Origin of the sequence: Micromonospora inaquosa (genome assembly GCF_003857055.1) — a bacterium.
In the GTDB taxonomy this organism is placed as follows: domain Bacteria; phylum Actinomycetota; class Actinomycetes; order Mycobacteriales; family Micromonosporaceae; genus Micromonospora; species Micromonospora inaquosa.
The window spans coordinates 1-11,825 of record NZ_QGSZ01000401.1; the positions used below are offsets into that span (position 1 = coordinate 1).

General features: G+C 70.8%; 9 protein-coding genes. 6 read left to right on the top strand and 3 right to left on the bottom strand.

The genetic code is table 11. From position 1 onward, the window contains the following. A partial coding sequence (locus DLJ59_RS35750; RefSeq protein WP_124778526.1) for a MurL-like N-terminal domain-containing occupies positions 1 to 1,326 on the bottom strand: 1,326 nt, incomplete at its 3' end. A gap of 82 nt (positions 1,327 to 1,408) precedes the next feature. Here DLJ59_RS35750 and murD point away from each other — a divergent pair. Further along, on the top strand, positions 1,409 to 2,755 hold the full coding sequence (gene murD, locus DLJ59_RS35755) for a UDP-N-acetylmuramoyl-L-alanine--D-glutamate ligase (RefSeq protein ID WP_124778527.1): 1,347 nt from the start codon (positions 1,409 to 1,411) through the stop codon (positions 2,753 to 2,755). A 98-nt stretch (positions 2,756 to 2,853) separates the two neighbouring features. On the opposite strand, the gene DLJ59_RS35760 is transcribed toward murD, so the two are convergent. Next, positions 2,854 to 3,822, bottom strand: coding sequence for a hypothetical protein (locus tag DLJ59_RS35760; protein ID WP_124778528.1), 969 nt, complete (start codon positions 3,820 to 3,822; stop codon positions 2,854 to 2,856). Positions 3,823 to 4,092: 270 nt separating this feature from the next. Here DLJ59_RS35760 and DLJ59_RS35765 point away from each other — a divergent pair, with 270 nt between their 5' ends. Continuing rightward, positions 4,093 to 5,391, top strand: coding sequence for an aspartate aminotransferase family protein (locus DLJ59_RS35765; RefSeq protein WP_124778529.1), 1,299 nt, complete (start codon positions 4,093 to 4,095; stop codon positions 5,389 to 5,391). Continuing rightward, positions 5,388 to 6,875 (top strand): CoA-acylating methylmalonate-semialdehyde dehydrogenase, encoded by a 1,488-nt coding sequence (locus DLJ59_RS35770; protein WP_124778530.1) that lies wholly within the window; start codon positions 5,388 to 5,390, stop codon positions 6,873 to 6,875. Before DLJ59_RS35765 ends, DLJ59_RS35770 begins: the two co-directional genes overlap by 4 nt. On the opposite strand, the gene DLJ59_RS35775 is transcribed toward DLJ59_RS35770, so the two are convergent. Then, a complete protein-coding gene (locus tag DLJ59_RS35775; protein ID WP_124778531.1) occupies positions 6,847 to 8,274 on the bottom strand; it encodes an acyltransferase family protein in 1,428 nt (475 codons plus the stop codon). The two genes, DLJ59_RS35770 and DLJ59_RS35775, sit on opposite strands and share 29 nt — an antisense overlap. Positions 8,275 to 8,466: 192 nt before the next feature. Here DLJ59_RS35775 and ngcE point away from each other — a divergent pair, with 192 nt between their 5' ends. The 3 genes from ngcE (at position 8,467) to DLJ59_RS35790 (ending at position 11,751) form a co-directional block, all read left to right on the top strand. After that, positions 8,467 to 9,882 (top strand): N-acetylglucosamine/diacetylchitobiose ABC transporter substrate-binding protein, encoded by a 1,416-nt coding sequence (gene ngcE / locus DLJ59_RS35780; RefSeq protein ID WP_124778532.1) that lies wholly within the window; start codon positions 8,467 to 8,469, stop codon positions 9,880 to 9,882. Positions 9,883 to 9,946: 64 nt separating this feature from the next. Continuing rightward, the gene (locus DLJ59_RS35785; protein WP_124778533.1) at positions 9,947 to 10,855 is read left to right on the top strand and encodes a carbohydrate ABC transporter permease; all 909 of its coding nucleotides are present in this window, start codon (positions 9,947 to 9,949) and stop codon (positions 10,853 to 10,855) included. Continuing rightward, positions 10,852 to 11,751, top strand: coding sequence for a carbohydrate ABC transporter permease (locus DLJ59_RS35790; RefSeq protein WP_244236406.1), 900 nt, complete (start codon positions 10,852 to 10,854; stop codon positions 11,749 to 11,751). Before DLJ59_RS35785 ends, DLJ59_RS35790 begins: the two co-directional genes overlap by 4 nt. Positions 11,752 to 11,825: the final 74 nt, after the last annotated feature.

An 11,825-nucleotide genomic window follows, 5' to 3' on the forward strand; every position in this document is an offset into this window, starting at 1 on the left:
GGCGTAGGTGGGCGGGATGTGGTTGGGGCCGCCGGGGGTGAAGACGTCCGACGTGGCGATTGCCGACCAGGCCGTTGCCGGGACGGCGTCGACCAGGGCCTGGATCACCGGGGCGTCGCGCCACTGGTCCTGCTCGGCGAGCAGGCCGAGGGCCACCACCGACTCCTCGACCTCGCCCACGCACTCGAACGGCTTGTGCCCGTCCACTCCCAGCAACTCGCGGTAGCCGGGGATCTGCGACTCGTCGGCGAGCAGGTCGCCACCGAAGATGTGGGTGACCCGCTCCCGGGGCATGAACGGCGCCATGGCCAGGAAGACGAACCGGCACTTGGGGCAGTCGCGGCACCAGCGCTCACTCGCGTCGCGCAGCTTGAACGCGGCGTTGCAACTGGTCACCACGTCGTCGTACCGGGTGAACTCGGCGAACAGCCGGGCGATGTGCAGCTCGGACAGCGACCGCAGCAGGGAGAAGTACGGTTCGGTCAGGCCGGCGTGCTCGGCCAGCGACGCCCGCAGCAGCCCCTCCGCCTCGACGCCCTTGGACCACTGGTGGTTGATCTCGTGGCCGTCCCAGACCAGGTTCGGATCGGACGCCGAACGCTCGTTGGACATCACCACCGGGCCCAGCCCGTGCAGTACGGCGGTGGCCACCGCGATCAGCGAGTTGATGGCGGTGACCGGGATGTGCCCGTTCAGCGCGCCGGCCGCGTTCAGGTCGAACAGCACCGGGTCGATGCGCCGTCGGGCGGCCAACGGGACCAGCCCGGACGCCTCGTTGACGGCGACGATCACGTGGTTCGGGTTGACCGAGAACGGCACCGGGTCCAGTTCGGCGCGGCGCAGCGCCTCCAGGCTGACGATCGAGTCCTTGCCGCCGCCGACCGCCGAGAGCGGGCGACGATCCGAGTCGTCGTACACCCGTGGCGCCTCCGGGGAGCCCGCCGGAACCTCGGGGCGTAGCTGGAGCACGTGCGGCAGCTGGTTGCGGTACGCGTACTCGGCGAGGCCCTTGGTGTAGACGGCCGTGACGTAGTCGACGGTGGCCGCGCCCAGCGGCGCCGGCAACACGAGTCGGGGCGGCGCGGCGGCCTTGTAGTAACTGACCCCGGCGACGAGGTGCAGCACCTCCAACACCCGGTTGAGGGTCGCCACCGTCTCGTCGGAGGGCGGCTCCGCCGGCAACGGAAGGGTGATCACCTCGGTGAACCGCTGCTCACCGGCCGGGCCGGTCAGCGCGTAGTCGAACAACACCTCGCCGGTGGCGAAGTCGATCGAGTAGGACGGGAAGGTGAAGGCGTCCATCCGCCGGAGCTGCTCGTTGGGCACACGCCATACTAGGCCCTGGTTCGTCCGGCCGTGTCCGGACCGGACCTGCCCTGCCGCCGCCGTGACCCCCGAGGAGAGCCTCGTGCGCCTTTCTGACCTGCGAGGACGTACCGTCGCCGTCTGGGGCACCGGTCGGGAGGGCCGGGCCGCTGTGACAGCCATCGCCGCGCACGGCCCGGCCGAGCTGGTCGCCGTCGACGACAGCGCGAACTTCCTGTCGCTGCCCTGGGACGGCCCGCTGGCCGAGGCGGCGCCGCTGGTCACCGGTGAGGCGGGGTTCGAACGGTTGGCCGCCGCGGACGTGGTGGTCCGTTCCCCGGGCGTTCCCCAGACCCACCCGTGGCTGATCGAGCTGCGCCGCCGCGGAATCCTGGTGACCCAGGGCACAGCGTTGTGGATGGCCGACCACGCCGCGCGCACCGTCGGGGTCACCGGCAGCAAGGGCAAGAGCACCACCTCCAGCCTGATCAGTCACCTGCTCACCGCGATGGGCCGGCCGAACGTCTTCGGCGGCAACATCGGGGTGCCGACCCTGGACCTGCCCGAGTCGGAGCTGTACGTGCTGGAGCTGTCCAGCTACCAGTGCAGCGACCTCGCCGACTCGCCCCGGGTGGCGGTGGTCACCGCGCTGTTCCCGGAGCACCTGGACGCGCATGGTGGGGAGCGGGAGTACTACCGGGACAAGCTGAACCTGCTGGCCCACGACCCGCAGACGATCGTCGTCAACGGTGGCGACCCGCGACTGGCCGCTGAGTTGGGTGAGCTGCCGGCGGTTCGGGCCGGTCGCCCCGACACCTTCCACGTCGCCACGGGTGCCGACGGCACACCCTGGTTCCACGTCGGTGACCAGCCGCTCTTCCCGCGTGCCGTGCTGCCGCTGGTCGGTCGGCACAACGAGGGCAACTTCTGCGTGGCGCTCGCCGTGCTGGACGCGCTCGGCGTGGACGTGCTGGCCGGCAAGGACCACCTCGCCGTCGCGGTCGCCGAGTTCCAGGGGTTGGCCCACCGGCTCACCGAGATCACCGACCCGTCCGGGTTGACCTTCGTCGACGACACCCTCGCCACCAGCCCGTACGCGGCCATGCACGCCATCGACGCGTACGACGGGCGGCCGTTGACGGTGATCGTCGGGGGTAACGACAGAGGTCTGGACTACACGCCGCTGGCCGAGCACCTGGCCGAGCGGGAGCTGACCGTGATCGGGATTCCGGACAGCGGCGCCCGCATCGTCGAGGCGCTCGCGGGCCTGCCGAAGGTGCGTACCGACCTGGTCGACGACCTGGTGGACGCGGTCCGGCTGTCCCGCGAGGTGACCCCGGCCGGCGGGGTGGTGCTGCTTTCCCCGGCCGCACCGAGCTACGGCCGGTTCCGCAACTTCGAGCACCGCTCCGAGGTCTTCGCCCAGGCCGTCGCCGAGACCGCCGGCTGAGCTGAGACCGCCGGCTGAGCTGAGACCGCCGGCTGAGCTGAGACCGCCGGCTGAGCCGACACTCAGGGGCAGGCCGGCTCGGCGGGCTCCGTCGGTTGTCAGCGCGGGCGAAGCCGGTCGTGCAGGGCGCGCATCGAGCGGATCGCCGAGCGGATCTCCTGGAGGTAGCGCCCCGGCGTGAGGGTCTGCTCGGGCAGCACCGCCAGGTCGGCCAGCGTCGGGTCCACCCCGACGGTGTCGATGGCGCAGCCGTATGGCACGGCGAGGGTGCGCAGCGCGTCGCAGTGCTGGAACGGCACGTAGATCGGCGCGGTGACCATCAGCACCTCGTCGCCCGGGGCGAGCCGGACGTGGCCGGCCCAGAAGCGCTGGGTGTCGGCGGTGTGCGCGCGCCGCCGGTCCGGTTCGCTGGACGGCGCGGCGAGCACCCGGATCGGCGGCAGCCCGTCCGGTCGGTAGGTCCGTGACGACCAGGAGTGGTGCGGGTGGCCGGCGTCGACACCGTCCTGCTCGGCCGGGGCGGCCACCCCGAACACCCGGCGGACGGCCGTGTCCAGCACGTCGACCTCGGTGTCGTCGGCGGGCAGGCCCGCGTCGACCAGGGTGCGGCGTTCCCAGTCCGACAGTGGCCGGAAGCTGCCCAGGACGGCGACCTCGCCGCGCACCGGTAGGCCGGCGCGGAGCAGGTGGGCGGCGTACCCGACGCGGCGTACGCAGGCGTGCGCCAGGCCGCCGAGCACCACCAGGTGGGCGTACGCCGACCGGGCCGGCGGCACCGGGTGGATCAGGCCGAGCGCGGCGGCCGTGTCGAGCACGAGCTTCGCGGTGGCCGGGTCGAGGTCGGGCTCGCGGGCGTCGGGCCGCTCCCGACCGCCCCGGAAGTCCCAGTGCCGGGCGGAGAAGTCGTCCAGGAAGCGGAGCACCTGGGTGAGGTCGCCGTCGGGCCAGGTGCCGCCGAAGTGGGCGACCAGGCCGCGCAGCGGGGTGGAGTCGACCCAGGCCCGAACCTCCGCCGTGATCCGCTGATCGGCCGGTCGGGTCGACGCCGCCGCGTCCGCGCTGTGCACCTGCCGGATGCTACCGGCCCGCCGTGGTGGGACCGGCGATTGTGGTTGCGGCTGGACCGGTCCACGGCGATGGTGTGCGGCCAGGCTACGGATCGAGTGGAAGAAGACCGCTGGCGCTGCGGGAATCAGCCGTCAAAGGCGATCATGGCCTTGGAAACCGTTGACGTGCTGTCAGCTGCTGACGCCCTTGGGCTACACGCTGACAGTTGTTCGCATCGGCCGGCGGTGGGAGCGTGCGGTATCCACGAACGCCGCTGAAGGGTTGCCACGATGACCGACGACCTGCTGGCCCGGCACCGGGCCGTGCTCCCGTCCTGGATGCCGTTGTACTACGCCGAGCCGATCGAGCTGGTCTCCGGCTCGGGCCGCCGGGTCACCGACGCGCAGGGCCGCAGCTACCTGGACTTCTTCGGCGGCGTCCTGACCAACATGATCGGCTACGACATCCCGGAGATCCGGGAGGCGGTCGAACGGCAGCTCGCCACCGGGATCGCGCACACCTCGACGCTCTACCTGATCCGCCAACAGGTGGAGCTGGCCGAGAAGATCGCCCAGCGCTCCGGCATCCCGGACGCCCGGGTGTTCTTCACCAACTCCGGCACCGAGGCGAACGAGGCGGCGCTGCTGGTCGCCACCAACCACCGTCGCTCGCACCAGATCCTGGCCCTGCGCAACAGCTACCACGGCCGGTCGTACGCGGCGATGGGCGTCACCGGCAACCGCAACTGGTCGGCCAGCGGCCTCAACCCGCTCCAGGTGGCCTGGCTGCACTCCGGTGACCGGGTGCGCGGCCTGCTGGCCCGGCTCAGCGCCGACGAGCAGGTCGACGCGGCGGTGGAGGACCTGCGCGAGGTGCTGGCCACCCAGACCGCCGGTGACGTGGCCGCGCTGATCGCCGAGCCGATCCAGGGCGTGGGCGGGTTCGTGCACCCGCCGGACGGGCTCTTCGCCGGCTGGAAGAAGGTCCTCGACGAGCACGGCATCCTGTTCATCGCCGACGAGGTGCAGACCGGCTGGGGGCGTACCGGGGAGCACTTCTGGGGTTACCAGGCGCACGGCGTCACCCCGGACCTGCTCACCTTCGCCAAGGGCATCGGCAACGGGTTCGCCCTGGCGGGGGTGGTCGGCCGGGCCGAGGTGCTGGAGTCGGTGTCGGCCATCAGCTTCTCCACCTTCGGCGGCAACCCGATCTCGACGGCGGCCGGCAACGCGGTGCTCGACTACCTGATCGAGCACGACCTACAGGCGAACGCGGCCCGCGTCGGCGCGATCCTCGCCGACGGCCTGCGGTCCGCGGTGGGCGGGCTCGACTGCGTCGCCGAGGTACGCGGAAAGGGGCTGATGCTCGGCGTCGAGTTCGTCCGGCCGGGTGGCGGTGAGCCGGACCCGACGTTGACCAACCGGGTCTTCGAAGCCGCTCGGGAGGGTGGCCTGCTGGCCGGCAAGGGTGGGCTCTACGGCAACGTGCTGCGGATGGGCCCACCGTTGACGCTGACCGAGGAGGAGGCCCGGGAGGGCCTGGCGATCCTCGTCGGCGCGATCCGTTCGTGCGCGGGGGTGGCGGCATGAGCATCGGTCACTTCGTCGACGGCAAGCGGGTCGGCGGCACGTCGGATCGGCGCGGCGACGTGTTCGACCCGGCGACCGGACGGCGTACCGCCGAGGTGGAGCTGGCCTCGGCGGCGGATGTGGACGTCGCGGTGCAGGCCGCCGCCCGCGCGGCGCGGGCCTGGCGGGACGCGTCGTTGGCGAAGCGGTCGACGGTGCTGTTCGCGTTCCGGGAGTTGGTGCACGCTCGCCGGGACCGGCTCGCCGAGGTGATCACCGCCGAGCACGGCAAGGTGCTCGCCGACGCCGCCGGCGAGGTGCAGCGCGGCCTGGAGGTCATCGAGTACGCGTGCGGGCTGCCGTCGGCGCTGCGCGGCGCGTTCAGCGAGAACGTCTCCACCGAGGTCGACTCGTACACCATCCGGCAGCCGCTCGGGGTGGTCGCGGTGATCTCCCCGTTCAACTTCCCGGTGATGGTGCCGCTGTGGTTCGTGCCGGTGGCGGTGGCCTGCGGCAACGCGGTGGTGCTCAAGCCGAGCGAGAAGGACCCGAGCGCGGCGTTGCTGCTGGCCGAGTGGTTCGCCGAGGCGGGCCTGCCCGACGGGGTGCTCAACGTGGTGAATGGCGACAAGGAGGCGGTCGACGCACTGTTGGAACACCCGGAGGTGCGGGCGGTGTCGTTCGTGGGCTCCACCCCGATCGCCCGGTACGTCTACCAGCGCGGAACGGCCGCCGGCAAGCGGGTGCAGGCGCTCGGTGGGGCGAAGAACCACATGGTGGTGCTCCCGGACGCCGACCTGGACCTGGCCGCCGACGCGGCGGTCAACGCCGGGTTCGGCTCGGCGGGGGAGCGGTGCATGGCCATCTCGGTGCTGGTGGCGGTGGAGCCGGTGGCGGACGCGCTGGTCGAGCGGATCGCCCGGCGGGTGACCGGTCTGCGCACCGGCGACGGCCGACGGGGCTGTGACATGGGCCCGCTGGTCACCGCCGCGCACGAGGCGAAGGTGCGCTCCTACGTGGACGCCGGGGTGGCCGCCGGCGCGGTGCCGGTGGTGGATGGGCGGGACGTGACGCCGGACGGCGACCCGGACGGTTTCTGGCTCGGTCCGACGCTGTTCGACCGGGTGACCCCGGACATGTCGATCTACACCGACGAGATCTTCGGACCGGTGCTGAGTGTGGTCCGGGTCGGTTCGTACGACGAGGCGGTGGACCTGGTCAACGCCAGCCCGTACGGCAACGGCACGGCGATCTTCACCAACGACGGCGGTGCGGCCCGGCGCTACCAGCACGAGGTGGAGGTGGGCATGGTCGGGATCAACGTGCCGATCCCGGTGCCGATGGCGTACCACTCGTTCGGCGGCTGGAAGTCGTCCCTCTTCGGTGACCTGCACGCCCACGGTGAGGACGGGGTGCGTTTCTTCACCCGGGGCAAGGTCGTCACCAGCCGCTGGTTGGATCCGCGGCACGGCGGGGTCAACCTCGGGTTCCCCACCCAGACCTGAGCAGTCGCAGTACGCCCGCCCCGGCCAGGTACGCCACCAGCGCCGGGGCGGGCGCGCCGAGCGGCTCCGGGGTCTGTTGCGGTGTGGCGCTGTTGATCAGCAGCGCGGCCACCACCGCGGCGTAGCCGACCACCGCCGACGCCGTCCGGGCCGGGGTGCCCCGACCGGTCCGACGCCCGGTGCGGTGTCGACCGCTGCGCGCCTCCACTGGCCCGAAGATGGCGACCAGCACCGCCAGGACGACGCTGAGCAGCAGCAACCAGGGCACCCGCCAGGCCCACCAGGCGGCCGTGTCGACCGCCGGGGTGGGCAGCGTCCCGACCGCGTCGAGCAACCCGATCAGCAGGATCGCGGCGGTGAGATGCCAGAGGAAGACGGTCAACACCACCAGGTTGACTCCGATCACCACTTGCCACGGCCCGGTGCGGCGTAGCAGCCGCTCCGCCGGGCCGCGCAGCAGCAGGATCACCCCGAGCTGGCCGGCGGCGACGGCCAGCAACGCGAGGCTGGGCGGCGCGGCGTTGTCGAGCCGTTCGTCGGGCACCTTGAGCATGGCCACCGGCCAGGGGCCGAGCACGGTGAGCAGCAGCACCGCGCCCAACCCGCCCGCCAGGAACACCAGGCCGGCCCGGCGGGAGAGGGGCAGCCGCCGTCGGCGTACCCCGGGACGGTCGGGAGTCGACGGCCCGGCGGCGTCGGGTTCCGCCCGCGGTGGCGCGGTCCGACCGGTGGGTGACGGCGGCACGGTGCGGGCGTCGTGCCAGGCGAAGCCGAGCTGGTGGACGGCGAGCCAGCCGAACAGGTAGTTGCCGTAACTCAATTCCTCCGGCCCGGTCAGCCGGCCGAGGTCGCCGAGGCCGACCAGGACGACGAGCGCCAGCGGCACGGCGAGGCCGAGCCGGCGGTGCAGCGCGTACATCGGTGGGGTGAGCACGACCGCCGCCAGGTAGGCGACCAGGAACCAGAGCGGAATGGTGGCGAACCAGAACACCTCCCGGACCCGGGTCGAATCGGCGTCGAGCAGCCAGCCGACCGCCGCCGCGGCGGTGAGCACCAGCAGCAGTGTGCTGGTGGGGCGGACCAGGCGGGCGCTACGGTCGATCAGCCAGCCGGGGGCGTCGCCGCCGCGGGACCGCAGCCGGGTCAGCGAGGCCGCGTTCGCGTACCCCCCGACCAGGAAGAAGACCGGCATCACCTGGGCCAGCCAGGTCAGCGGGTACGCCCAGCGCAGGTCGCCGAGCGCGGATTGCCCGGTGGCCTGACCGGTGGCGTCGCGCCCGATCACCGTGACACTCCAGTGTCCGAAAACGACCATGGTGATGGCGAGCGCGCGGAGCAGGTCGACGTACCGCTCCCGCCCAGCCGGGGTGCGCTCGGCCAGCTGGCGCAGACGGCGCATCGCCTCAGGTTAGGCGACCCGGCGACGGCTGGTGGTGATAACGGTTCGACAGTCAGGACTTGAAGTCCGAGCCCGGCTGTCGTAGAAATTCTTCAGCAATAGAGCATGAACTGAAGAGAATCACCGCGCCTCGCGCGGCGGACGCCTCCCCCCACAGACCGGCGACCGCCCGACCCGACCCGAGGAGAAACCATGAACAGGCGTGACATCCTGCGACGCAGCGCCGCCGCCGGCCTGCTGGCCACCCCCGCCGCCGGCCTGCTGTCCGGCTGCGCCACCGGCGGTGGTGGTGACAAGAACGATGCCGAGACCTACCAGGGCACCAAGAGCGCCCAGAACCCGCTCGGCGTGAAGGAGGACGCCCCACTCGAGGTGGTGATCTTCGGCGGCGGGTTCGGTGAGGAGTACGCCAAGGCCCACGAGGCCATGTACACCGAGAAGTACCCGAAGGCGAAGATCAAGCACTCCTCCACCCAGGAGATCAGCAAGACTCTTCAGCCACGCTTCGTCGACGGCACCCCGCCGGACGTGGTCAACAACTCCGGCTCCGGCCAGATCGACTTCAACGGCCTGGTCAGCCAGAACGCCCTCGCCGGCCTCGACGAGCTGCTGGCCGCCCCGAGCCTCGACATCCCCGGCAAGACCGTCAAGGACACCCTGCTGCCCGGCGCGGTCGAGGTCGGCTCCTACGACGGCAAGTTCCTGGTGCTCAACTACACCTACACCGCCTACGGCATCTGGCACTCCGCCAAGCTCTTCGCCCACCGCGGCTGGTCGTACGCGAAGAACTGGGACGAGCACATCGCGCTCTGCAAGCAGATCAAGGCCGCCGGCATCGCCCCCTGGACGTACGCCGGCCTGCACCCGCGCTACATGAGCTGGCCCCTGATCTCCACCGCCATCAAGCTCGGCGGCCCGTCGGTGGCGACCGCCATCGACAACCTGGAGCCGAACGCCTGGAAGTCCGACTCGATGCGGACCGCCGCCGACGCCTGGCACCAGATCGTGAAGGACAAGTTCATCCTGGACGGCTCGCCCGGCCTGGACCACAAGCAGTCACAGACCGCCTGGTGCCAGGGCAAGGCCGCCTTCATCTCCTGCGGCTCCTGGCTGGAGAGCGAGCAGAAGGACGTCACCCCGGCCGGGTTCAACATGACCATCGCGCCGACGCCGAGCCTGGGCAGCGGCGACAAACTCCCGTTCGAGGCGATCCGGGGCACCGCCGGGGAACCGTTCATGGTGCCCGCCAAGGCCCGCAACGTCGCCGGCGGCCTGGAGTACTTCCGGACCATGCTCTCCAAGAAGGGCGCCCAGGACTTCACGAAGAAGGTCGCCAGCCTGACCGTGGTCGCCGGCGCCAGCGAGGGTGTCGAGCTGCCGTACGGGCTGAGCACCGTGGTCAAGGCCCTCGACGCGTCCGGCGCCAACGGCTTCAACTGGGTCTACAACAACTTCTACCGCAAGTTGGAGCGCAACCTCGTCGACGCCGCCTGCGGCGAGTTCTTCAGTGGCCGGATCGGCCCGGCGGAGTTCCTCGAACAGTGCCAGAAGGGCGCCGACTCGATCGCCCAGGACAGCTCCATCAAGAAGTACAAGCGAGCGGCCTGACCGCCCGGCCGGTGGGGGAGACGTCCACCCCCACCGGCCGTACCCCCTCGGAGAGGTCCAACTCGTGAAACATGGCAAGTGGCCGCTGATCGTCACGTTCCTGGTGCCGCCGGTGCTGCTGTACCTCGTCTTCGTCGTCTCGCCGTACCTGCAGGCGTTCCAGATCTCCACCACCGACTGGCTCGGTTACTCGGCCGACGCCAACCCGGTCGGCCTGGCCAACTTCAAGGCCCTCTGGCACGACGACTACGTGTGGAACGCGTTGAAGAACAACGTGATCCTGCTGGCTCTCGTGCCGGTGCTGACCATCGTGCTCGGGCTCTTCTTCGCCACCATGCTCGCCCTGGGTGGGCGCAAGGGCAGCGCCGGTGTGACCGGTGTACGCGGCGGCGCGCTCTACCGCACTGTCTACTTCTTCCCGCAGGTGCTCTCCGTGGTGATCATCGCGTTGCTCTGGAAGGAGGTCTACCACCCCAACAAGGGGCTGCTCACCAGCGCTCTGCACGGCCTCGGCCTGCCCTCGCCGACCTGGCTCGGCGACCCGGCGACCGCCTTCTGGTGCGTACTCGCGGTGATGGTGTGGAGCAACGTCGGCTTCTACGTGGTGCTGTTCGGCGCGGCGATGTCGGCAGTGCCGAAGGAGATCTACGAGGCGGTGCTGCTCGACGGCGCGTCCCGGTTCACCACCCTGCGTCGGGTCACCCTGCCGTTGCTCTGGGACACCGTCCAGGTCGCCTGGGTCTACCTGGCCATCTTTGCCCTGGACGGGTTCATCCTCGTGCAGCTCATGACCAACGGCGGCCCGAACTTCTCCACCGACGTGATCGGCGTCCGGATGTACGACACCGCCTTCGGCAGCGAGACCAAGTTCGGCTACGCCTCGGCGATCGGCGTGGTGATGTTCTTCCTGACCCTCTCGGTGGCGGTGCTGTCGCTGCGCATCGGCCGGCGCGAACGGATCGAGTACTCGTGACCACTCTGGATCAGCCCACCGCGACCGCCCCGACGTCGGTCGTCAGCCGGGACCGCCCGGTGCGCCGGGAACTCGGCGTGGCCAACTCGCTCTCGCACGGCTTCCTGCTGCTGTGGGGCCTGCTCACCGTCCTGCCCCTGCTGTGGATGTTCATCAGCTCGTTCAAGACCAACGGTGAGATCCTCGCCGACCCGTGGAGCCTGCCCGGCGCGCTGCACCTGGAGAACTGGTCGCGGGCCTGGACCGGCGCGCACATCGGCCGGTACTTCCTGAACAGCATGGTGGTGGTGGCCGGTTCGGTCAGTCTCACCATGCTGATGGGCGCGACCGCCGCGTACGTCTTCGCCCGGTACGAGTTCCGGGGCCGCCAGGTCGTCTACTACCTGTTCGTCGGCGGCCTCATGTTCCCGGTGTTCCTCGCCCTGGTGCCGCTCTTCTTCGTGGTTCGCAACGCCGGCCTCTTCAACTCCTGGCTCGGGTTGATCCTGGTGTACGCGGCCTACTCGTTGCCGTTCACGGTGTTCTTCCTGACCGCGTTCTTCCGCACCCTGCCGACGTCGGTGGCGGAAGCCGCGCTGGTCGACGGGTGCGGTCACTTCCGGCTCTTCTTCCGGGTGATGCTGCCGATGGCACGTCCGGGACTGATCAGTGTGGCGATCTTCAACTTCCTGAGCCACTGGAACCAGTTCCTGCTGCCGCAGGTGCTGTTGCAGGGCGACGAGTCAAAGTGGATGCTGGCGCAGGGGCTCTTCGCGCTCTCGGTCAGTCAGGGCTACGCCGGTGACTATGCCCGGCTCTTCGCCGGGTTGAGCATCGCGGTGCTCCCGGTGCTCGCCGTCTATGTGGCGTTCCAGCGCCAGGTGCAGGCCGGCCTGACCGCGGGTCAACTCAAGTAGCTCCCCACCCATCGGCGACCGATGCCGATCACCGCGCCCGCAGCCCGGCGCGATGGGGCGGTGATGGGTCAGGG

Coding starts and splice junctions, on each gene's coding strand:
- ngcE (WP_124778532.1), top strand. CDS start 8,467: ATGAACAGGCGTGACATCCTGCGACGCAGCGCCGCCGCCGGCCTGCTG.
- DLJ59_RS35770 (WP_124778530.1), top strand. CDS start 5,388: ATGAGCATCGGTCACTTCGTCGACGGCAAGCGGGTCGGCGGCACGTCG.
- DLJ59_RS35775 (WP_124778531.1), bottom strand. CDS start 8,274: ATGCGCCGTCTGCGCCAGCTGGCCGAGCGCACCCCGGCTGGGCGGGAG.
- DLJ59_RS35765 (WP_124778529.1), top strand. CDS start 4,093: ATGACCGACGACCTGCTGGCCCGGCACCGGGCCGTGCTCCCGTCCTGG.